General features: G+C 38.5%; 23 protein-coding genes and 5 tRNA genes. 21 read left to right on the top strand and 7 right to left on the bottom strand.

From position 1 onward, the window contains the following. Positions 1 to 8 precede the first annotated feature (8 nt). The 8 genes from NST66_RS21980 to NST66_RS21945 all read left to right on the top strand — a co-directional run bounded on the left by NST66_RS21980 (position 9) and on the right by NST66_RS21945 (position 8,650). A complete protein-coding gene (locus tag NST66_RS21980) occupies positions 9 to 812 on the top strand; it encodes a pyruvate, water dikinase regulatory protein (protein ID WP_014458195.1) in 804 nt (267 codons plus the stop codon). Positions 813 to 1,123: 311 nt separating this feature from the next. Beyond that, positions 1,124 to 1,594, top strand: coding sequence for a YaiI/YqxD family protein (locus NST66_RS21975; RefSeq protein ID WP_028411643.1), 471 nt, complete (start codon positions 1,124 to 1,126; stop codon positions 1,592 to 1,594). Positions 1,595 to 1,635: 41 nt separating this feature from the next. Beyond that, entirely contained in the window at positions 1,636 to 3,444 is a 1,809-nt protein-coding gene (gene dnaG / locus NST66_RS21970) for a DNA primase (RefSeq protein ID WP_016765586.1), read from the top strand. A gap of 65 nt (positions 3,445 to 3,509) precedes the next feature. After that, positions 3,510 to 4,643, top strand: coding sequence for an RNA polymerase sigma factor RpoD (gene rpoD / locus NST66_RS21965; protein ID WP_013059219.1), 1,134 nt, complete (start codon positions 3,510 to 3,512; stop codon positions 4,641 to 4,643). Positions 4,644 to 5,027: 384 nt separating this feature from the next. Beyond that, positions 5,028 to 6,167: an acyl-CoA dehydrogenase family protein gene (locus NST66_RS21960; protein WP_340843693.1), complete on the top strand. Its 1,140-nt coding sequence runs from the start codon at positions 5,028 to 5,030 to the stop codon at positions 6,165 to 6,167. 131 nt (positions 6,168 to 6,298) lie between these two features. Continuing rightward, positions 6,299 to 6,658: a cytochrome c550 gene (gene cccA, locus NST66_RS21955; protein ID WP_013059217.1), complete on the top strand. Its 360-nt coding sequence runs from the start codon at positions 6,299 to 6,301 to the stop codon at positions 6,656 to 6,658. A gap of 169 nt (positions 6,659 to 6,827) precedes the next feature. Further along, positions 6,828 to 7,532, top strand: coding sequence for a tRNA (adenine(22)-N(1))-methyltransferase (locus NST66_RS21950; RefSeq protein WP_154991833.1), 705 nt, complete (start codon positions 6,828 to 6,830; stop codon positions 7,530 to 7,532). Next, positions 7,529 to 8,650 (top strand): Nif3-like dinuclear metal center hexameric protein, encoded by a 1,122-nt coding sequence (locus tag NST66_RS21945; protein ID WP_048019743.1) that lies wholly within the window; start codon positions 7,529 to 7,531, stop codon positions 8,648 to 8,650. Before NST66_RS21950 ends, NST66_RS21945 begins: the two co-directional genes overlap by 4 nt. A gap of 43 nt (positions 8,651 to 8,693) precedes the next feature. On the opposite strand, the gene NST66_RS21940 is transcribed toward NST66_RS21945, so the two are convergent. Together NST66_RS21940 and NST66_RS21935 are read right to left on the bottom strand one after the other, a co-directional pair. Further along, positions 8,694 to 9,644, bottom strand: a complete 951-nt coding sequence (locus NST66_RS21940) for a 4-hydroxy-3-methylbut-2-enyl diphosphate reductase (RefSeq protein WP_028411638.1) — start codon at positions 9,642 to 9,644, stop codon at positions 8,694 to 8,696. A 128-nt stretch (positions 9,645 to 9,772) separates the two neighbouring features. Further along, the gene (locus tag NST66_RS21935; protein WP_223546251.1) at positions 9,773 to 10,486 is read right to left on the bottom strand and encodes a YqfQ family protein; all 714 of its coding nucleotides are present in this window, start codon (positions 10,484 to 10,486) and stop codon (positions 9,773 to 9,775) included. 176 nt (positions 10,487 to 10,662) lie between these two features. Here NST66_RS21935 and NST66_RS21930 point away from each other — a divergent pair, with 176 nt between their 5' ends. Together NST66_RS21930 and NST66_RS21925 are read left to right on the top strand one after the other, a co-directional pair. After that, positions 10,663 to 11,982: a DEAD/DEAH box helicase gene (locus tag NST66_RS21930; protein WP_013059212.1), complete on the top strand. Its 1,320-nt coding sequence runs from the start codon at positions 10,663 to 10,665 to the stop codon at positions 11,980 to 11,982. A gap of 28 nt (positions 11,983 to 12,010) precedes the next feature. Beyond that, entirely contained in the window at positions 12,011 to 12,898 is an 888-nt protein-coding gene (locus tag NST66_RS21925; RefSeq protein ID WP_340843692.1) for a deoxyribonuclease IV, read from the top strand. A 49-nt stretch (positions 12,899 to 12,947) separates the two neighbouring features. On the opposite strand, the gene NST66_RS21920 is transcribed toward NST66_RS21925, so the two are convergent. Further along, positions 12,948 to 13,199 (bottom strand): DUF2624 domain-containing protein, encoded by a 252-nt coding sequence (locus tag NST66_RS21920; RefSeq protein WP_013059210.1) that lies wholly within the window; start codon positions 13,197 to 13,199, stop codon positions 12,948 to 12,950. 273 nt (positions 13,200 to 13,472) lie between these two features. Here NST66_RS21920 and NST66_RS21915 point away from each other — a divergent pair, with 273 nt between their 5' ends. Genes NST66_RS21915 through NST66_RS21905 form a run of 3 tightly spaced genes read left to right on the top strand, consistent with a single transcriptional unit; the run spans position 13,473 to position 15,501 of the window. Next, on the top strand, positions 13,473 to 14,252 hold the full coding sequence (locus tag NST66_RS21915) for a metal ABC transporter ATP-binding protein (protein WP_028411634.1): 780 nt from the start codon (positions 13,473 to 13,475) through the stop codon (positions 14,250 to 14,252). After that, a complete protein-coding gene (locus tag NST66_RS21910) occupies positions 14,249 to 15,091 on the top strand; it encodes a metal ABC transporter permease (protein ID WP_028411633.1) in 843 nt (280 codons plus the stop codon). Before NST66_RS21915 ends, NST66_RS21910 begins: the two co-directional genes overlap by 4 nt. Beyond that, positions 15,088 to 15,501, top strand: coding sequence for a Fur family transcriptional regulator (locus tag NST66_RS21905; RefSeq protein WP_013059207.1), 414 nt, complete (start codon positions 15,088 to 15,090; stop codon positions 15,499 to 15,501). The genes NST66_RS21910 and NST66_RS21905 overlap by 4 nt, the downstream gene beginning before the upstream one ends. Before the next feature lie 30 nt (positions 15,502 to 15,531). Here the strand turns inward: NST66_RS21905 and NST66_RS21900 are convergent, their stop codons facing one another. After that, positions 15,532 to 16,107, bottom strand: coding sequence for a 5' nucleotidase, NT5C type (locus tag NST66_RS21900; RefSeq protein ID WP_311264982.1), 576 nt, complete (start codon positions 16,105 to 16,107; stop codon positions 15,532 to 15,534). Between the two features lie 259 nt (positions 16,108 to 16,366). Here NST66_RS21900 and NST66_RS21895 point away from each other — a divergent pair, with 259 nt between their 5' ends. Continuing rightward, the gene (locus tag NST66_RS21895) at positions 16,367 to 16,732 is read left to right on the top strand and encodes a hypothetical protein (RefSeq protein WP_013059205.1); all 366 of its coding nucleotides are present in this window, start codon (positions 16,367 to 16,369) and stop codon (positions 16,730 to 16,732) included. A 36-nt stretch (positions 16,733 to 16,768) separates the two neighbouring features. On the opposite strand, the gene ispG is transcribed toward NST66_RS21895, so the two are convergent. Next, positions 16,769 to 17,872 carry a flavodoxin-dependent (E)-4-hydroxy-3-methylbut-2-enyl-diphosphate synthase gene (ispG, locus tag NST66_RS21890; protein ID WP_201763664.1) on the bottom strand — a complete coding sequence of 368 codons (1,104 nt, stop codon included), beginning with the start codon at positions 17,870 to 17,872 and terminating at the stop codon, positions 16,769 to 16,771. 151 nt (positions 17,873 to 18,023) lie between these two features. Next, positions 18,024 to 18,356, bottom strand: a complete 333-nt coding sequence (locus tag NST66_RS21885) for a hypothetical protein (RefSeq protein ID WP_028411630.1) — start codon at positions 18,354 to 18,356, stop codon at positions 18,024 to 18,026. A gap of 76 nt (positions 18,357 to 18,432) precedes the next feature. On the opposite strand from NST66_RS21885, the gene NST66_RS21880 reads away from it, so the two are divergent. Then, the gene (locus NST66_RS21880) at positions 18,433 to 19,644 is read left to right on the top strand and encodes an MFS transporter (protein ID WP_028411629.1); all 1,212 of its coding nucleotides are present in this window, start codon (positions 18,433 to 18,435) and stop codon (positions 19,642 to 19,644) included. A 151-nt stretch (positions 19,645 to 19,795) separates the two neighbouring features. On the opposite strand, the gene NST66_RS21875 is transcribed toward NST66_RS21880, so the two are convergent. Beyond that, complete coding sequence (locus tag NST66_RS21875; RefSeq protein ID WP_328170669.1) at positions 19,796 to 20,578, bottom strand: DUF1189 domain-containing protein; 783 nt, start codon at positions 20,576 to 20,578, stop codon at positions 19,796 to 19,798. Positions 20,579 to 20,921: 343 nt separating this feature from the next. On the opposite strand from NST66_RS21875, the gene NST66_RS21870 reads away from it, so the two are divergent. The 6 genes from NST66_RS21870 (at position 20,922) to NST66_RS21845 (ending at position 21,918) form a co-directional block, all read left to right on the top strand. Beyond that, positions 20,922 to 21,407 carry a DUF456 domain-containing protein gene (locus NST66_RS21870; RefSeq protein ID WP_028411626.1) on the top strand — a complete coding sequence of 162 codons (486 nt, stop codon included), beginning with the start codon at positions 20,922 to 20,924 and terminating at the stop codon, positions 21,405 to 21,407. A gap of 62 nt (positions 21,408 to 21,469) precedes the next feature. Further along, a tRNA-Asn gene (locus NST66_RS21865) sits at positions 21,470 to 21,544 on the top strand. A 1-nt stretch (position 21,545) separates the two neighbouring features. After that, a tRNA-Met gene (locus tag NST66_RS21860) sits at positions 21,546 to 21,619 on the top strand. 40 nt (positions 21,620 to 21,659) lie between these two features. Continuing rightward, positions 21,660 to 21,734: transfer RNA gene (locus tag NST66_RS21855), tRNA-Asn, on the top strand. Between the two features lie 3 nt (positions 21,735 to 21,737). Beyond that, positions 21,738 to 21,814, top strand: a tRNA-Ile gene (locus NST66_RS21850). A gap of 11 nt (positions 21,815 to 21,825) precedes the next feature. Further along, positions 21,826 to 21,918: transfer RNA gene (locus tag NST66_RS21845), tRNA-Ser, on the top strand. Positions 21,919 to 21,996: the final 78 nt, after the last annotated feature.

The raw sequence follows: 21,996 nt of genomic DNA, 5'->3' as shown, positions 1-21,996 counted from the left end.
CACAAAATATGAACAACCCATGTCTTTATGTCATTTCGGATTCTGTAGGTGAGACAGCTGAACTAGTTGTAAAGGCTGCATCAAGTCAGTTCAATATGACGGACTTTGTAATTAAAAGAGTACCTTACGTAGAGGACATCGCAACACTTTCAGAAGTGGTTTCAGTAGCGAAGTTGAACAACGCTATTATTGGCTTTACGCTAGTAAAGCCCGAAATGAGAGAATTTTTAATTCAAGAAGCGTCCAAAAACGGGGTAGAGGTATTTGATATTATTGGACCTTTAATTGATAAAATTCAATCTTCTTATCAACTTTCTCCTCGCTATGAGCCTGGAATGGCTAGAAAGTTAGACGAAGATTATTTTAAGAAAGTAGAAGCGATTGAATTTGCAGTGAAATATGATGATGGGCGTGATCCAAGAGGCATTCTTAGAGCGGATATCGTATTAATCGGTGTATCAAGAACATCTAAAACACCTCTTTCTCAGTTTTTAGCACACAAGCGTTTGAAAGTAGCCAACGTTCCGATTGTACCTGAGGTAGATCCGCCAGAAGAGCTGTTTCACGTATCACCTGAGAAGTGTATAGGGCTTACTATCAGTCCTGAAAAATTAAACGATATTCGTAAAGAGCGTTTAAAGTCTCTTGGGCTAAACGATAAAGCAATTTATGCTAATATTGGCCGTATTAAAGAAGAACTTGAATTCTTCCAAGGAATTGTAGATAAGATTGGCTGTGAAGTGGTTGATGTATCCAACAGAGCCGTAGAAGAAACAGCTGGTATCATTCTCAATACCATCAAAAAGAAATAAACGATGAATCTCCTCTGTGCGTGACAGAAAGGAGATTGCTTTCTTATGTTTGTATGCTGTAAGCCTAAGAAAATATACCAAAGATGAATATGACAGAACTTTTAAAAACAAGTGACTTTGGTATAGAAAATATAGGTTGTTTATATTATAATAAAAAATTGTGATAAAAAAGAATAGTTTTAGGTTTAGACTTTGTTAAGAACGAATAAACTATTTATATAAAAGTCAAGTCAAAATCCAAAAAAGTATTCGACAAATGCCATCTACAGGAAATAACAAATTGTTAGAAGGAATCTCTGGAGGGATGTAGAATACAGAGTTATAGCAAAAGAAAAAGTAAAGTTTTTGTCGATGCTGATGCATGCCCTGTTAAAGCAGAAATCGTTGAACTTACACATACATATGACATCGAGCTTGTGTTTGTTGCTTCCTATGCTCACATGCAAACAAATCCTACACCAGGAAAATGGGTCTATGTAGATGCAGAAAAGGAAGCCGCAGATTTATATATTTTAAATCACGCAGCCAAGCAGGATATTGTCGTAACTCAAGATACTGGCTTAGCAAGCATGTTAGTAAGTCGAGGGGTTTACGCACTGTCTCCTCGTGGAAAGTACTATAATGACGACGAAATGAATACGGTGCTTTTCTTTCGCTATGTTTCTGCAAAAGAGCGACGGTCAGGGCGTCATACTAAAGGCCCAAAGGCATTTAGTGAAGAAGATCGCCAGCATTTCATTCAAGCTTTTGAAAAAATGTTGTCGAAACTTGCAGGAATTTAGCACTTAGTGAAGAATATTATATGAAATACGGAGCTGTTACTATGGCAAATCGAATTCCTGATGAAGTAATCGACCGTATTCGGCATTCAGTAGATATTGTCGACGTCATAAGCGATTATGTACAACTAAAAAAACAAGGGCGCAATTATTTTGGACTCTGTCCGTTTCATGGGGAAAGCACACCATCTTTTTCAGTATCGCCTGATAAACAAATTTATCATTGCTTTGGATGCGGTGCAGGAGGGAATTCATTTTCATTCATAATGGAATTAGAAGGACTGTCCTTCACGGAAGCAGCTCAGCAGCTTGCTGAAAAAGGAGACATTCCTTTTGAACATGAGATACATCCTCATGAAGAAGATAATCAAAAGCCTAGCAATAAAATGATTGAAGCACACGAGCTTTTAAAGAAATTTTACCATCATTTATTGGTAAATACAAAAGAAGGCCAAGATGCTTATGATTATTTAATAAATCGAGGGTTTTCACGAGAAATTATCGATGAATTTGAGATAGGTTTTGCTTTAGATTCGTGGGAATTTGTAAGTAAGTTCTTAACAAAACGTGGGTTTAATCCGCAAGAGATGGAACATGCAGGTTTAATCATTAAACGCAACCAAGATGAAACGTACTTTGATCGTTTTCGCGATCGAATTATGTTTCCTATTGCTGACTTGCAAGGCAAAACAATTGCATTTTCAGGGCGCCTGCTAAAAGAGATAAAAGGGCAGCCTAAATATTTAAACAGTCCCGAAACTTCTATTTTTAACAAAAGTCGCACACTCTACAACTTTCACCGCGCTAAAAAACATATACGCAAAAATCAGCAGGTTATTTTATTTGAAGGATTTGCAGATGTTATTTCAGCTGTTAAAGCGGGGTGCCCAAACGCAATTGCAACAATGGGAACTGCCTTAACAGAAGAACAAGCCAAAATTATTCGCCGAAATGTAGAGTCCGTTATCATTTGCTATGATGCAGATTCTGCTGGAATTGAAGCAGCGCACAAAGCAACTGCTATCTTAACAAATGTGGGTTGTACCGTTAAGATTGCTGTGATGCCGGATGGTTATGACCCGGATGATTATATTAAAGAATACGGGGCAGAGAAGTTTCAAAATGATGTTATTAATAGCAGCTTGACCTTTATGGCATTTCAAATGAGGTATCTCCGCCGAAAGCGAAATCTACAAAATGAATCTGAACGTATGCAATACATTGAAGACGTTTTGAAAGAAATAAGCCTCCTTACAAAAGCTGTAGAGCGAGATCATTATTTACGCCAATTGGCACAAGAGTTTTCCATTTCATTAGATGCGCTTAAAGAACAGCAGTATCAAGTGTATCGAACGGAAAAAAAGAAAAAGGATAATGATTCTCCAAATCGAAATAATATAAATAGACAACCAGTCGTAAAGAGAAGCTTATTACCGGCTTATCAAAATGCAGAACGTTTTTTGATCGCTCATATGTTGAAAGATAAGGATGTAGCATTTAGAATTCAAGACCGACTTCAAGGTCAGTTCAATGTCGAAGAACATCGTGCGCTTGTTCTATATTTGTATGCCTATTACGAGGAAGGACACGAGCCTAATCCGAGCGGATTTATTGAGCGGTTGCCCGAATCTTCGTTGTCTAGTCTAGCTTCAGAATTGGCGATGATGTCAATCAATGATGAATTGTCGGAGCAAGCTTTGAATGATTATATCCAAACGATATTGATTTATCCACAAAGGGTAGCGATAGAAAAAAAAGAAGCAGAAAAGCAAGAAGCAGAGCGTCAAAAAGATTATTTAAAAGCTGCGACAATAGCAATGGAAATTTTACAGTTGAAAAAAACGTTAAAATAAACGATGTTGCGTATTAGTCCCACTTTTAGAAGGTTTTCCTTAAAATTTTGGAAGGAGGGGATCTGATGGCTGAAAAATCAGCTCAATCAAAACAACTTGATTCAGATTTAACAATTGAACAAGTAAAAGATCAATTGACCGAAATCGGAAAAAAACGTGGTGTGCTAACATACGAAGAAATTGCAGAGCGTATGGCGAACTTCGAAATTGAATCCGATCAAATGGATGAATATTATGAATACCTTGGAGAACAAGGTGTTGAAGTAATGAGTGAATCTGAAGCAAATGATGACGATGCCGATCCCGATATTCAAGAACTGTCAAAAGAAGAAGAGTTTGATTTAAATGATTTAAGTGTACCTCCTGGTGTGAAAATTAATGATCCAGTTCGTATGTACTTAAAAGAAATCGGACGCGTTGACTTATTGTCGGCAGAGGAAGAAATCAATTTAGCAAAACGTATTGAAGAAGGCGATGAAGAAGCGAAACGTCGTCTTGCTGAAGCAAACTTACGTCTTGTGGTAAGTATCGCTAAACGCTATGTTGGACGCGGTATGCTGTTTCTTGATTTAATTCAAGAAGGAAACATGGGTCTTATTAAAGCGGTAGAAAAATTTGATTATCGCAAAGGTTATAAATTCAGTACGTATGCGACATGGTGGATTCGTCAAGCTATTACTCGTGCGATTGCTGACCAAGCAAGAACGATTCGTATCCCTGTTCATATGGTTGAAACGATTAACAAACTAATTCGTGTTCAACGTCAGCTTCTACAAGATTTAGGTCGCGAACCATCTCCTGAAGAAATTGCAGAAGATATGGACTTAACACCAGAAAAAGTTCGTGAAATCTTAAAAATTGCCCAAGAGCCGGTTTCTCTTGAAACGCCAATTGGTGAGGAAGATGATTCTCATTTAGGTGACTTCATTGAAGACCAGGATGCAACATCACCTTCTGAACATGCTGCATATGAATTATTAAAAGAGCAGTTAGAAGACGTCCTTGATACGTTAACAGATCGCGAAGAAAATGTTCTTAGACTCCGCTTTGGTCTGGACGATGGGCGTACGCGTACGCTTGAAGAAGTAGGAAAAGTATTTGGCGTAACGCGTGAGCGTATTCGTCAAATTGAAGCTAAAGCGCTTCGCAAGCTTCGTCACCCTAGTCGAAGCAAACGTTTAAAAGATTTCTTAGAATAGATAAAAGCGTAAATAGCGCTTATGAGATAGCTTCTTTCCCTGCGGAAAGAGGCTGTCTGTTTTTTTATGGAATAAATTTCATGAAAACGCATTTTAAAGAAGTATATTGATTTTTTTACCAACTTTTCTTCTTTCATATATTTTACTGAATTGTCCTTCGTTTTGCAAATGCTCCTTTATATTCTTTTGTTATAGAAGCGTAAGATGTTCAAATTTCATTTAAACATCCGAAAAAAATGGAATCGCTCTCATTTTATTCTTGCCTTGATGAATACTCCTCTATTATAACATGAAAAAATTAAAACGTTTTAAAAGTTGAGAAAATTTACAAAAATGAATTATAATTAGATAATGTAAGCGTATACATTTTTAGGGGGAATAAAAATGAATTATGAATTAACCAATGAACAAAAGATGATTCAACGGATGCTGAGAGAATTTTCAGAAGCTGAAGTAGCACCAAATGCACTAGAGCGCGATCGAAGTAAGCAATTTCCGCTTGATGTTTTTAAAAAGTTAAGTGAGCTTGGTGTAATGGGCCTTCCTTTTCCTGAAGAGTATGGTGGAGGAGGCGCAGATACGGTTAGTTTTGCTATTGTCGTAGAGGAGTTAAGTAAAGCTTGTGGCTCTACAGGAATTACATACTCAGCTCATGTTTCGCTCGGGGGGGCACCTATTTATTTATTCGGAACAAAGGAGCAAAAAGAACAGTACCTACCTGCTTTATGCTCCGGGGAATCTTTTGGAGCGTTTGGTTTAACCGAACCGAACGCAGGAAGTGACGCGGGGGGAACGGAGACCGAAGCAGTGTTGAAGGATGGAACATTTAGGATTAATGGAAGTAAATGCTATATTACGAATGCCAGCTATGCAAAGTTTTTAGCTTTAACAGCTGTTACAAACCGTACAGAAGGTAAAAAAGAAATTTCAGCTATTATCGTGCCTACAGAAGCTCGAGGTTTTACTGTAATAGACAATTACGAGAAAATGGGTCTACATGCTTCAAATACAACTGAACTCGTTTTAGAGGATGTTGAAGTGCCTGAAGAGAATTTACTCGGTGTAAGAGGAGAAGGATTCAAACAATTTCTAATGACGCTTGACGGGGGAAGAATTGGAATTGGGGCAATGGCCGTTGGAATCGCTCAAGCGGCTTATGAAAAAGCACTGTCATATGCGCAGGAAAGAAAGCAGTTTGGGAAAGCTATTTCATCGTTTCAAGCGATTCAGTTTAAATTAGCTGATATGGCCATGAAAATTGAGTTAGCAAGAAATATGGTGTATAAAGCAGCGTGGTTAAAAGACCAAGGAAAGCCATTTACGAAAGAAGCAGCTATGTGTAAACTGTATGCTTCTGAAATTTGTATGGAAGTAGCCAGTCAAGCTGTGCAGATTCATGGAGGATACGGCTACATGAAAGAGTATCACGTGGAGCGGTATTTACGGGATGCCAAGCTTTTAGAAATTGGAGAAGGAACTTCGGAAATTCAGCGCTCTGTTATTGCAAGGCAAATTGGCTGTTAAGATAAGCAATAAGAAATTAGTTAATTATGTAAATAAAACCCTTTCACTTATGAGCATTTTCAAGTAAAATAAAAGTGCTTATACTATTTTGTTATTTCTAGGGATGGGAATACATAAAGGGGGTATAGTGAGTGAAGCGAAATCCGCTAATACCATTTTTATTAATTGCGGTAATCGGGATTGCTTTAATGTTAACGCTTTCGTTCAACGGATTGAACAATGCAAAAGAAATCGCGGCTGAAAAAGAAGGCGGTGGCGCGGAACAGCAGGCTTCAGCTAAACCAGAAGAAATTTATCAAAAAACTTGTATTGGTTGTCACGGCGATCAGTATCAAGGTGGAGTAGGTCCTTCGTTAAAAGGAATTGGGAAAAAAGTTTCTCAAGACGAAATTGCAGATATTGTTGTAAACGGTAAAGGAAACATGCCGCCGGGGCTGGTTCCTCCGGAAAAAGCGAAGGAAATGGCTAAATGGGTATCCGAAATTAAATAGAGTTCAGAAACATGATTTTCTGGAAAGCCGCTCATTTATAAAGCAGGCTTTTTTTTTATGATGTTTTTATACGCATTCAGCTAGAAGGAAAACATGAAGAGAAATAGGAATCATGCAGCTATCTATGTTAAAATAATGAACAGTAATCACATAGAGAATAGGTGACAAAATGAATGAATTAAACTTATCAGCAAGACTTGAAGAAGTAGTAAAGTCGATTCCTTTGGGAGCAAAGATAGCAGACATTGGCTCAGATCATGCGTATTTGCCATGTTTTGCTTATTTAAATGGATATATTAGCGGCGCTGTAGCAGGTGAAATTACAGAAGGTCCCCTGCAATCGGCTATTCAGCAGGTGAAAAAAACAAGCTTAACGGATGTTATTGATGTTCGAAAAGGAAACGGCCTAGAAGTAATATCGCCGAATGAAGTAGACTGTATTACAATCTGCGGAATGGGCGGAACGCTTATTACGATGATTTTAGAAGAAGGAAAGGCAAAATTAGAAGGAGTAAAAAGACTTGTGCTTCAGCCAAATATTGGTTCACATCATATTCGCAGCTGGCTGATTCAACACAACTGGGAAATCATTGATGAAAAAATCATCGAAGAAGACGGTCGTATGTATGAAGTCATCGTCGCTGAACCTGGAAACCCTTTAGCTCCGTATAACGGGGAAGTGGAAGCCGGTGTGTTAATGGGCCCTATTTTAAAAGAAAAGCGCTCTTCTGCTTTTATGACAAAGTGGACGCATGAACTAAATCATCTTAAACAAATTGTCAGTCAAATGGAACAGGCTCAGTCAGAGGAAAGCAAAGCAAAACTTCAAAAACTTACCCAAGACATCTCATTAATTGAGGAGGCGTTAAAATGAGTAAAATCCCTAACGGATTTCAAGTAATTGAGGCATTTGAATCATTTTCTCCCAAGCATTTAGCGGTTGAAGGAGATAAAATTGGTTTACAGATTGGAACGTTAAACAAGCCTGTAAAAAAAGTAATGGTAACGTTAGATGTTCTTGAAACGGTCGTAGACGAAGCAATTGAAAAACAAGTGGATTTAATTATTGCTCATCATCCTCCTATTTTTAGACCTCTAAAACAAGTGGTTACAGATCGTCCTGAAGGACGTATTTTAGAGAAATGCATTAAGCATGATATTGCCGTATATGCTGCTCATACAAACTTAGATATAGCCAAAGGCGGAGTAAATGACTTGTTAGCCGAAGCGTTGGGGCTACAAGAGACAAAAGTGCTGGTTCCGACAACGTCGATTCAATTGAAAAAGCTAGCTGTATTTGTTCCTTCAAATGACGCTGAAGCAGTGCGCACAGCTATTTGTGATGCGGGAGCTGGACATGTTGGCCTTTACAGCGACTGTACGTTTTCAACAGAAGGCGAAGGCACATTTAAACCTTCTTCAGAAGCCAATCCATACATTGGCTCAAAAGGAGAGCTAGAACGTGTCAATGAAACAAAAGTTGAAACTATTTTTGAAGCGGGTCAACAAAATAAAATTATTCGTGCCATGCTCAGTGCTCATCCTTACGAAGAAGTAGCCTATGACATTTATCCAGTGGAACAAACGGGCGAAACGCTTGGACTTGGACGAATTGGTAAGTTAAAAGAAGAGATGACGTTAAAACAGTTTGCCGATCACGTTAAACAAGCATTGGATGTAGATGGTGTCAGAGTAGTAGGGTCTATGGATGCCACTGTGAAAAAAGTAGCTGTTCTTGGCGGAGACGGAAACAAATATATTACAAACGCAAAATTTAGCGGAGCAGATGCCTATGTAACAGGTGATTTGTATTTCCACGTTGCGCATGATGCAATGGCAATGGGATTAAACGTTGTAGATCCTGGTCATCATGTTGAAAAAGTCATGAGACAAGGTGTAACACGCGTATTAAACAGTCTTTTTGAAGCGAAAAACTTTGAGTGTGAAGTATTTGATTCAAAAGTAGACACAAACCCATTTACGTTTATGTAACAAAGAAGGTGTTGACGAATGTCAACACCTTCTTTTGCGTCTATTAAGACGATTTTTTTGTTCGAACTTTTGGTAAAATTTTCGAAAGAGGCACACTTTTTTCACGTGTCCATGTTGTTTCATCTTCCGGATCGAACTGATCTAGAAAATTGATGACCTCTTTTGTGATTGGAGTAGGGGTAGATGCGCCTGCCGTAACAGCTACGGTTTTCGCGTTCATCAACCATTCGATCTGAAGCTCTGAGATGTCACCGATGCGATATGCCTCAGTGCCGGCAATCTCCATTGATACTTGAGCTAGACGGTTTGAATTGTTACTTTTAGGATCTCCTACTACGATTGTAACATCTGCTTCACCTGCTTGCTCAGCTACAGCTTCTTGGCGAACTTGTGTAGCTAAACAAATTTCCTTGTGAACTTCAGCGTGCGGATATTTTTCTTTTACTTTTTCCATGACATCTGCAACGTCCCACTGACTCATTGTTGTCTGATTGGTTACAATGACTTTTTCACGTTGAATATTTAAATGGGCTACGTCTTCTGCTTTTTCAATTAAATGAACGATATCTGGTGCGATGCCAAGTGCACCTTCTGGCTCAGGATGATTTCTTTTTCCGATATAAATAACGTCATAACCTTCTTTTTCTTTTTGGCGAATAAGGTCGTGGGTTTTTGTAACATCCGGACATGTAGCATCGATTGTTGTTAAACCTTTTTCTTTTGCTCGTTCTTTTACTTCTGGAGATACTCCGTGCGCCGTAAAAATAACGGTTCCTTCATTTATTTGGTCTAAGATTTCTAGGCGATTAGCACCGTCCAGTGTGATAATGCCGTCCTCTTCAAACGCATCTGTAACGTGTTTATTATGAACAATCATTCCTAAGATATAGATTGGTCGAGGCAATGATTTATCTAAAGCGGCGTTTCGTGCAATGACCATTGCGTCTACTACACCATAACAATAGCCGCGCGGTGCGATTTTAATAACTTTCATTTCAATTTCCTCCTCATCATAATCCTGACGAGCAATTCAACTCGCTTCTATTATATAAAAGAGGAAGGAAGAATACAAAGATATTCTTTTTTTACTTACTGTCTCTACTTACGGAACTAGCAGATTTATCAAATATAAAGTTTTGGTTTAGACACTCGATCTCTAGAGGAAAGTTCAATTTCTTCTTCGAAGAAATCCAGCTCATCATCAGATGAATCCGTGCTTTCTGCGCCTGTTGACAAAACCTTACTGTCTTTGCTTTCATCAGTTTCAGCAACCTCTGTTCCTTCTGCTTCGAGTACTTCATCTGTATCGTCACTTGAGCGCAGGGCTTGATAGATTTTCCATAGAGAAGGAGCATTTTTGACAAGAGGTCCGTATTGTTGAATCATAGGTCCCATCGTTTCCGCAGCTTTTAATACTCGCTGAACATTTCCCATCATGGAGCTTAAGTTAGCAGGGTTCGTTAAACCTTGCAAACCTCCAAGCAGGGAAGAAGAGTTGGTCGCTCCTGCAGCACCTTGGGCTCCTGAAAGGCCTGAAAACAAAGAACCTCGAGGAGCAGCAGCTGCTGCTTGTTGAAAGGGGATGTTTCTATTCCCGCCTCTTCGGAATAGGCGAGTTAAGAAGTTACCTCCTCCACGGTTCAGGCCTTGCTGATTCGGGTAAAATGATTGTTGAGCATTTGTTTGCTGGGCAAAGTTACGAAACTGCTGTAATGGATTAAATTGGCCAAAGTTACCAGGTTGTTGCCCAAAACCGTTTTGCGGTGGCATTCCTGGCATCATTCTTCTTTGCATACCGGGTGGAAATGGTGGTCTTCGCTGTAGCAAAGGACGCACCTCCTTTAGTAAAGTAGATTTTCTTTTACTATCGTATGCAACTCGCGATAAAATGTTTTTGAAACAGGTAATAAGTTTTAGTAATATGAATGAGAAGTAGTCACAGAAGGAAAAATCGATTATAATCATATATTGTGCCTTAAAAGATGAACGTGAATGTAAAAAAGGAGACTATTATGGAAAAAACAAACTTTGAACGTTTTGAGTTTCAACCATTTTTAATAGAAGCAATTAAACAATTAGGTTTTTATCAGCCTACAGAGATTCAAGAGCGCTTAATTCCTTCCGTTTTAAAAGGGGAAAGTGTAATTGGTCAGTCACAAACAGGGACGGGCAAAACACACGCTTATTTGTTGCCTTTACTTGAAAAGGTAGATCCTAAAAAAGAAGAAGTACAAGTTGTAATTACCGCTCCAACTCGTGAGCTTGCTTCTCAAATTTATCAAGAAGTCTTAAAGCTAACAAAACACAGTGCTGAAGGAGAAGAAATTTCAGCAAAATGTTTTATCGGCGGTACAGATAAGCAGCGTACAATCGACAAATTAAAGAAACAGCCTCAAGTGGTTGTAGGAACACCGGCTCGTTTGTTTGATTTAGTAAATGAAAAAGCGTTAGTTGTGTATACAACTAAGGCGTTAGTAGTAGACGAAGCTGATTTAATGCTTGATATGGGATTTTTAGAAGATGTGGACCGTTTGGCAAGCAACATGCCTGAAAAATTACAGATGCTTGTTTTTTCAGCAACGATTCCTGAAAAATTAAAGCCATTCTTAAAAAAATACATGGAAAATCCAAAATTTACGCATGTTTCGCCGAAGCAAGCAGCAGCGGCTAAATTAGAGCATGTATTAGTTCCACTACGTCATCGTAACAAGTTTAAGCTGCTGCACGATATGCTTATTTCGTATAATCCTTATTTAGCTATCGTCTTTACAAATACAAAGAAAATGGCGGACGAAGTAGCAGATGACCTACTGTCTAAAGGCTTAAAAGTAGGAAGAATTCACGGAGACTTATCTCCTCGTGACCGTAAGAAAATGATGAAGCAAATTAATAATTTAGAATTTCAATACGTAGTAGCGACAGATTTAGCAGCTCGCGGTATTGATATTGAAGGGATTTCACACGTTATTAACTTTGAGCTTCCTTCAGATCTAGATTTCTACATTCACCGCGTAGGCCGTACAGCTCGTGCTGGTCATTCTGGAATTGCTGCTACAATCTTCGATGTGGAAGATGAAGATGCAGTAAATAAGCTAGAGAAAATGGGAATCGAGTTTGTAAACAAAGATCTTCAAAAGCAAGAATGGGTTTCTATTGATGACCGTAACCGCCGTAAAAAGCGTGTGAAGAAAGCGGATGAAGTGGGAGAAGAGGCACATCGCTTTATTCAAAAGCCTAAGAAAGTAAAGCCTGGCTATAAGAAAAAACGTGCTCGTGAAATTACAAAGTACGTGCAAAAGAAAAAGCGTAGTGAAAGACGCAACAATCGTTAATCGCAATAGGTTAGAGGTGTAAAAAAGAATGTTGAAAATTGGTTCTCACGTATCGATGAGCGGCAAAAAGATGCTTTTAGGAGCAAGTGAAGAGGCAGCTTCTTATGGAGCAAATACGTTTATGATCTATACAGGCGCTCCACAAAATACTCGTCGCAAAAAGATTGAAGAGCTTAATATTGAAGCTGGTTTTTTGCATATGAAAGAGCATGGAATGAAAGATATTGTTGTACATGCTCCTTATATCATTAATTTAGGGAATACAACAAAGCCCGAAACATTTGAGCTTGGAGTAGATTTCTTAACGTCTGAAATTCAGCGCACCCATGCTCTTGGCGCAAAGCAAATTGTTCTTCATCCAGGGGCTCATGTGGGGGCCGGAGCAGATGCTGGTATTCAGCAAATTATCAACGGTCTAAACGAAGTGTTGACAGCTGATCAAGAAGTTCAAATTGCGCTTGAGACAATGGCTGGAAAAGGAACAGAGTGTGGAAGAAGCTTTGAAGAAATTGCCCAAATTATTGATGGTGTGACGCACAATGAAAAGCTCTCTGTTTGTTTTGACACATGTCACGTACATGATGCTGGTTACGATATCGTTCAAGACTTTGACGGTGTATTAAATGAATTTGACAAAACCGTAGGAATACAGCGAATTAAAGTGCTTCACATCAATGATAGTAAAAATGTATGCGGTGCTCGAAAAGACCGTCATGAAAACATTGGGTTTGGTGAAATCGGATTTGGTGCACTGAATTATATTGTTCATCACCCAGCGTTTAAAGAAGTTCCTAAAATTCTAGAAACTCCTTATGTAGGAGAAGATAAGAAAAATAAAAAAGCGCCATATCAATTGGAAATTGATATGATTCGCGCACAAAGCTTTGATTCAGAGTTAAAACAAAAGCTTATGTAATTTCATATGTGATTGAAAGAGGTCATGTCTACAGACATGACCTCTTCTTTTACATTAACTGCTGAAATAATTCGTTCACGCGTCTGGCAGTTTCACGATCTGTTACTTGAGCAATTTGTTTGATTAAATTTCGGCGCTCTTCAAGGTTATAAATATTTACGGGCTGCTGTCTAATGACAGATACAAGGGTGTGTGCCTGCTGATCTGTAATGGGGATGTTGTATTGTTTGCTATACTTTAAAAGCTCTTTCGGGGTAATATTGTTTACTTTCTTATTGACAATCTGCTGTACAATTTTCATATGATTACCTCCTCGTCATATACAGTTTATGAATAAAAAAGAAAGATGTGACTATATTGTGTAATAAAACAACATTTTGAGTCGGATGAACCTACGGGGGTAAGAAAGCGAAAGAGTGAAACGGCTTAGTTTACAAATAAAAGACAATCCTGTATACTACATTAATGACTAAATCGTAATGATTCTGAGAAAGTAAATGGGTAACGGAGTATACGATAGAAACCGTGCCCTCTTTTGTATGGAGAAATATAAAAAAAGAATGGTGAGGCGCATATGAATACACCTGATATCATTGAAATTGATCATTTATCATTTCAATATGATGGAGTGAATGTATTAGAAGATATAAGTTTTTCAATTCCAAAAGGAGCTTTTTTGGGGCTCGTTGGTCCAAATGGTTCTGGGAAATCAACGCTAATCAAATGTTTGCTTGGTTTGCAAAAACCATCTCAAGGTTCAATTCGTTTATTTGGAAAAGATCAGAGAAGGTTTAAAGAACGAAGTAAAATTGGATATGTATCGCAAAAAGCGAATAGTTTCAACAGCGGCTTTCCTGCTACCGTTTTTGAAGTGGTTTCCACGGGCCTTACTTCAAAACTAGGTTTGTTTCGCTTTATGAATGCCTCTCATAAACAAAAGGTAAAAGAAGCGGTAGAAGCAGTGGGGATGAGCGAATTTTTAAATCGAAACATAGGAGAGCTATCCGGTGGTCAGCAGCAGCGAATTTTTATTGCACGCGCGCTTGTAAGTGAGCCCGAGCTGTTAATTTTAGATGAGCCTACGGTCGGAGTGGATGCACAAAATGTATACACTTTTTATGAGCTTCTTGAAAAGTTAAATAAAGAAAAAGGAATTACGCTTGTGCTTGTTACTCACGATATTGGAACTGTCTCGGAAAAAGTAACCCACGTTGCTTGTTTAAATAAATTTTTACACTTTCATGGGAATGCCAAAGAATTCGAACAGCTTTGTGAACATGACGTATCTATGTTTTATGGTCATAATGTTCATGTGTTAACCCATGATCATCATCATGGAGGGCAGCACGTATGATAAGCAGTTTATTTCAATTTGAGTTTTTGCGAAATGCATTTTTAACAGGTATGATTATTGGCGTCTTAGCTCCTTTATTGGGCACGTTCATCGTAGTAAGACGTCTTTCTTTAATTGCAGACGCGTTAAGTCACGTGACGCTAGCCGGAATTTCTGCGAGCTTGCTTCTTAGTCAGAAAATAGGGTTTATGCAAGGAGTGAACCCCGTCTATTTAGGAATGGTGTCTTCCGTTACAGGGGCTCTTTTTATCGAGAAGCTTCGAGGGGTCTACAAGCACTATCAAGAGCTGGCCATTCCGATTATTTTATCGGGCGGAATTGGTATTAGTGCAATTTGTATCTCGCTGGCAGACGGTTTTAATAATGATTTAATGAATTATTTGTTTGGAAGCGTGAGTGCAGTTAGTCGTTCGGATCTTTGGACAGTTGTTGTCATAGCCGTATTTGTAATAGCTATTGTCTTTTTCTTATATAAAGAATTATTTATTTTATCTTTTGACGAGGAGCATGCTTCTGCTTCTGGAATTAAATCGAAGTGGATGCACTTTTTATTTATCGTGATGGTTGCTCTTGTCATTGCTGTATCGATGCGTATCGTCGGTATTCTATTGGTGTCATCGCTTATGACTCTTCCTGTAGCAGCAAGCATTCGCTTAGCTAGAGGCTTTAAACAAACGATTCTGCTTTCGGTGATTTTTGGTGAAATATCTGTTTTAGGCGGATTATTTTCAGCGTACTACTTGGATTTAGCACCAGGCGGTACAATTGTTGTCATTGCTGTTGTTATTTTAATCATATCTATTATGATTAATAAAGGACGGAAGGGGAAACAAAAATGAATTTAACTGAAGCCATTCATTTATTAAAAGATCAAGGATATAAACATACAGGAAAACGTGAAGAAATGCTTGCCTTGTTTTCAAAATCAAATAAGTACTTAACGGCAAAAGATGTATTAGAATATATGAAGCCTGATTATCCTGGTCTAAGTTTTGATACAATCTACCGTAATTTATCATTATTTGTGGAGTTAGGCGTACTTGAAATGACGGAGCTTTCGAGCGAAAAGCACTTTCGATTTAAATGTGCAACTGCTCATCATCATCACCACTTCATTTGTTTAGATTGTGGAAAAACAAAAGAAATTGAAGCTTGTCCGATGGAGTATGTAGACGAGGATTTGCGAGGGTATAATATTACAGGCCATAAATTCGAAATTTACGGTCAATGTATAGAATGTAATCAATAAAAAAGAGAGGGTGCTATGCACCTCTCTTTTTTATTTTTGCTGTTCTTTTAACCAGTCGGCTACCCACTGATCTGCTTCTAGCCAGTTATATACGCGAACCACTCCTTTTGGAACAGGTAAGCGATTATAAGGAGTATCAAATAAGATAACGGGAATATTGCATTCTTCACTGATTTCACAAGCATTATCATGTTTGTCTTCAAAAAAGATATCAACATCGTATCGTTTTGCTGTCTCAACTTTAAAATGAGAGCCGACTAACTCAATGTGATGAAACGATAGCTCATTTTTTTGAAACCATTCTTCCGTGACGTCCAATAGCTGATCGTGCCTTGCACTAATAAAGAATAATTCGTGCTTTTGATGCCACTTTTGCAAAACCGTTCTTGCATCGTCTGCAAGTGGAGAGGTTTCGTAAATAGAGCGTTCATTTGCTTTAAACCATTTCCCGAGTTCTGCAGGTGATACATTTACAAAAGGGCTGAAATCATATTCTGTAATATCTTCAAGTGTTAAATTTAAGTTAAAGGCTTTATTTAAATGAGGAACAAAAGTTTCAGGAGAGGTAACAGTTCCATCAATGTCAATTCCAAACTTTTTTGTCAACTACGTGCACTCCTTTAATACGTTTATTCTACTTAGGTGCTTGATTATTCTTGTCTAGTGTAACATAAAGCCTAAAGAGAAACAGTAATACTTTTTATACTCCTTAAGAAAAAAGATAAGGATGATTATACGGTGTGGGAATCGTGCAGGTATCTATTTTTGCAAGAAAATGAGCAGCTGTATAAGATTAACACTTATAATTTTTTCTCGCATTCAGATACTATAAATGCTCCTTACTTACGAAAGCGAGGGATTAAGCATGGAGAATGAAGAACAAAGGCGTAGAAAAGATGTATATGAAGCTGATTTCATGGAAGAAACTGCAGCTGAAGTGGGCGTTCCTTACCGAGTAGGAGAGCCACATGCAGAGCGTGAAGTTATAGATATTGACCGCAATCGCAATCATGAAGTCGCTGGACGAGGAGAAGGAACGGGATACGGTCGTTTCGCACTCGTGCTTTCGATTCTTTCACTATTCTTTTTACCAATTATTCTTGGTGCCGCTGGGATTATTCTAGGGTTTATCGCACGCAGAAAAGGAGCACTTACGCTAGGAGCATGGGCAATAGGGATCGGAGTTGTATCGATTATTGTCGGTACGTTTATATTACCGTTCTTTTCATAAAAAAAGCGAGGCGCATATGCGCCTCGCTTTTTTTGGTTATGATTTAGCTGCAGCTTTTTCAGCTTCTTGCTTTGCGTGATATTCAGCAGCAATTTTATCAATTTCTTTTTTTAGTTCCTCAACCATTGTTTCTTCCGGAACTTTGCGTACGATTTCACCTTTGCGGAATAGAAGACCTTCACCGCGTGCTCCTGCAATCCCGATATCAGCTTCACGAGCTTCGCCAGGACCGTTTACAGCGCAGCCAAGTACTGCTACTTTAATCGGTGCTTTTACAGTTGAAATATACTCTTCAACTTCATTAGCAATGCTAATTAAATCAATTTCAATACGTCCGCAAGTTGGGCAAGAAATAAGCGTTGCAGCATTGGAAGCTAAACCGAATGATTTTAGCAACTCGCGTGCAACTTTTACTTCTTCTACAGGATCCGCACTTAAAGAAATACGTAATGTATTTCCGATTCCTTTAGACAAAATAGCGCCAAGACCTGCTGCACTTTTTACAGTTCCCGCAAATAATGTACCCGATTCTGTAATTCCTAAGTGAAGAGGGTAGTCAAAAGCTTGAGCAGCTTTTTCATATGCTTCAATTGCCAAGTTAACATCGGATGCTTTCATTGAAACGATGATGTCATGGAAATCAAGGTCTTCTAAAATTTTAATGTGATGAAGTGCACTCTCTACCATGCCATCTGCTGTCGGATAGCCGTATTTATCTAAAATACGTTTTTCCAGTGAACCGGCGTTAACTCCAATACGAATTGGAATATTTTTAGCTTTTGCAGCATTTACAACAGCTTCCACTTTTTCACGGCGTCCAATATTACCTGGGTTGATACGGATTTTATCCGCTCCGCCTTCAATTGCTTTTAACGCTAAGCGATAGTCAAAATGAATATCTACAACTAATGGAATGTTAATGCGTTTTTTAATTTCAGGGATTGCATCTGCTGCGCGCTCATCTGGACAAGCAACACGAACAACTTGGCATCCTGCTTCTTCTAAACGTTTAATTTCTGCAACCGTTGCTTCAACATCATGTGTTTTAGTGGTTGTCATACTTTGAATAACTAATTCGTTACTGCCCCCAATTGTTAAATCTCCAACTTTAACGGGGCGTGTTTTTGTACGATGTATAATTTCACTCACGTGATAATCTCTCCTTCAAAATGAAATCAAGAATTTAAATTCATTAATAGAATAACTCTTTATGAACAAAATAACTAGTAGAAAGTACTACCTTAGCTATTTTAACAATGACTATCCCATCTTGACAAGAAGAATGCTGTCATTACTTGTAAATAGGGAACTTATACGTTTTTCCAATTTGAATATCTTCAGGCGCTGTACCGTTATTTAACTTCTTAAAGTCTTTAATCATTTGGTTCATAGAAACCGGTATCGATTTTTTTGTAAGCTCTTCAATGACGGACAAAACTGTATCGCCTGGCTTAATTTTTATTTTTGTATAGGTGGAAGAAGAGCTGGCGGCTTTTGTTTCTGCAGGCTGCGCTTTGCTGACTTGAACTGCTTCAGTCGCAGTAGGAATGGTCCCGTATTTAATGTCGTAGTGACAAATATATCCGATAAAAGCGAAAGCGGCTAATGCACATAGCTTTTTCATTATGCTCCTCCTTCATTCTTTTGCTTATGTGTAAAGCCTATGCTTGTCTTACTTAAATATGATTGGAGAACGAAATTTGAAAGAAAAATTAATGATTGTTTCATTAGGCTTATTGCCTTTAATCATGGTGCTGGGAAATTCCATGCTCATTCCTCTGCTGCCAAGCATTCAAAAGTCACTTCACTTAAGTGGAGTCCAAACCAGTTTGATACTGAGTGTATTTTCGATTCCGGCTGCATTGTGTATTCCTGCGGTAGGAATTCTATCAGATCGATATGGACGTAAAAAATTAATTATGTATTCCCTCATCGTGATGATAATCGGTAGCCTTGTCGCTGCTAGTAGCGCTTTGGTCTCTTCTGGAAGCTTTGCTGTGTTGATGGCTGGAAGAGTGATTCAAGGGATTGGCGCTGCTGGTACTACAACGTTGGCAATGGCATTAACTGGAGATGTATTTACAGGGGAAAAAAGAGCAAAAGTCCTTGGGATTTTAGAAGTATATAATGGAGCTGGAAAAGTGGTTGCACCTATAATTGGAGCAACGGCGGCACTCGTTGTATGGTATGCCGCATTTTTTGTGTATCCTTTAGCTGCAGGTGCTGCTTTAGTAGGTATAGCCATGTATGTGAGAGAAGCGAAAACAGGTTCAGATTCAGTATCTGTTGGAGAGTATTTAAAGAGAGCCATTGGGATCGTCTATGATAAAAGAAAATCGCTTTTTCCTTTATTCTTTGTGGGGGGACTGGGGTTGTTTTTATTATTTGGCATTTTATATTACTTATCTTTTTTAATAGAGGAAACGTATCATATAGACGGTTTTTTCAAAGGAACCGCTTTTTTATTTCCTCTTGGCGCGATGACGCTCGTTTCTTATTGGACCGGTCAGCGAATCAAAACAGATGTAGTGCTCATGAAAAAATTGATGATAGTAGGAATGATTCTTTTATTCGTAATGTTTGGAGTATTAACGGTGATTTATACGCTTCCTGTGCTGATGTTTTGTTTGACAGTCGCCTTTGGCGGCTTAGGATTTGTTCTTCCTTGTATTAATATGATGATTACTTCAGCGGCTTCAGACGAAGAAAGAGGATTTATTGTATCCATTTATGGAACGGTGAGATTTTTAGGAGTAGCGTTGGGACCCGTTGTTTTTGAAGTGTGGATGCATACTGAAAGGCTGATGTTTATTTATAGCTTTAGTTTGCTCGCAGCAGGAGGTTTGTGGGTTTTGTATCAGTTGAAAATTTTTTCTTCTGCAATGGGGAGAAGAAAAGTTGTACAGAAATAAAGAGGCTGGGACAAAAGTATGTTAGTTGAAGAAGCTCCGAACAAATTTGATTCTTGATCAAGAATTAAATTCGTTCGGAGCTTTTCATTGGCAGGGTAAACATAGATTTTATGTATGTAGGTGCTTCTAGCCGTTGATTGGATTCATTTCGTTATGTTTCAATCGCTTTAGTAGGTTTTACCTTTTTTCTCATAGGAACCCTTGTGACGAGCAATAAGTAAATGAAGAACGTTCCTATCCAGTAAAGAGAGCTATGTGTTGCTAGAGACAAAGAAAAAGCTTCAAAAAGCGTATAAAGCAGCGTGAAGGCTACCGTACTATAAGCGCTCAGTGCCCATAGCTGTTTGAAAGGAAGCTGCTTCTTAGTGATGAGTCCAATCAGTTTTCCAAGATAAGCAAGGCAGGTAATAGAAAGGAAGTTTAGTCCAGATGTTAATACGTACAGTAAAAGCATAGCGATAGGGACAAGTATGTATAAAGAAAATTTTTGTTCGTGCAGCAAGTTTAACAGTTCATTTTTATCTTTATGATGCCAGTTTAGCAACTCATATGAATACGTTTGTGTTTGTGAATTAGTCGTGATGTAAATTCCATCCTTTAAAAAACCAATTGCATGAGCAGGGGAATGAAACCGTTCAATAGACTGTGAGGGGTCTAAGATAAAAGCGGTACCGTTTACTTTTTTTGTGAAAGGTTGGCTTGACGTAAGCTGTGAATTTGAAATAGAAAAAGAAGAAACCGATTTCGGAAGCTCTGTTGTAGCAATGTGATAGCCGTTTACAATTGTCAACGTCATAAAGAAAAATGTAGGCAGCAAAGAAATGAATGTTAAAAACAGCACAAAGCCAATTGTTTTATTCGTATGCTCAAAGCGAAGCGACTTTATTTTTTTGAAGGAAGTAAAACTCCATGCTATCTTTTTCAGCATGCTCATTGTAAAGCCTCCTATTATTGAAAATTCTGATTATACCTTATTTTATAGCGGAAATTTAAGGTTTACAATAGATTTTAGAAAACGTTACCAATTACAATGGTGCGATGGAGCGTTTTGTCAAAAGCATTTCTTTATATGTACAGATTTTGCTGTCATTGTTTTTGGGGGTTATTACGGGCAGTTTGAGGACTGTGCTGTTAATAGTGCAGTGGTACACTCGAAAATCGTTATCTGAAGATATATTCGAAAGTAAAATAAAGGAAGGTCTCGTGGTGCAAGGTCTTTCTTTATAGGAGTGGTTATTGTATGATAAATATTAATAATAAAAAGGATAGGTGCGGGCATGGCTATTTTATGTTGGGCATTAGTTATCATTAGCTTTGTTGTATCGTTTGTTGGGTTGGTTTATCCCATCATCCCAAGCGTGCTATTTGTAGCGCTAGGATTTGTCATATACGGTTTATTTTATGATTTTAGCTCCTATAGCTGGTTATTTTGGGTGATACAAGGATTGTTAGTTGTCGCACTTTTTTTAGCAGACTATATCGCTAATATTATTGGTGTGAAAAAATTCGGAGGCACTAAAGCAGGCGTTTGGGGAAGTACAGTTGGATTGCTTGTGGGTCCGTTTGTTATTCCGGGATTTGGAATTATTTTAGGGCCGTTTATCGGAGCGATTGTAGGAGAACTGATTGTTCATCGGACCACAATTAGCAACGCAGTAAAAATTGGAGTAGGTTCGGTTATTGGCTTTTTTAGTGGCGCTATCTCAAAAGGATTTATTCAACTGTTGATGATTGCCTATTTTTTATACGCTGTTTTAAAATAATATATTGACTTTAGGCCAGAAACATGTTAAATTTTTAATGTCGCTAGTAAATGTTATATTGTTCCACAGTAGCTCAGTGGTAGAGCTATCGGCTGTTAACCGATCGGTCGTAGGTTCGAGTCCTACCTGTGGAGCCATGGCGGTGTAGCTCAGCTGGCTAGAGCGTACGGTTCATACCCGTGAGGTCGGGGGTTCGATCCCCTCCGCCGCTATTTTCCAATTTACGTTTGTGACATACATAATTCATATTGTTCCACAGTAGCTCAGTGGTAGAGCTATCGGCTGTTAACCGATCGGTCGTAGGTTCGAGTCCTACCTGTGGAGCCATGTGGACCCTTAGCTCAGCTGGTTAGAGCAGACGGCTCATAACCGTCCGGTCGCAGGTTCGAGTCCTGCAGGGTCCACCATTTATAGGGTTGGAGGAATACCCAAGTCCGGCTGAAGGGATCGGTCTTGAAAACCGACAGGGGTGTTAAAGCCCGCGGGGGTTCGAATCCCTCTTCCTCCGCCATACTATTGTCTATTCAAAGCTTCTTTTGAGAAAAAGAAGCTTTTTTTATGTTTAAAAGAATAGCGAATGGGAATTAGG

The sequence above is a fragment of the Priestia sp. FSL W8-0524 genome (assembly GCF_038005965.1).
Lineage (GTDB): Bacteria > Bacillota > Bacilli > Bacillales > Bacillaceae_H > Priestia > Priestia zanthoxyli.
The sequence above is the reverse complement of the archived record's forward strand: the minus strand, read 5'-3'. Positions and strand labels throughout refer to the sequence as shown.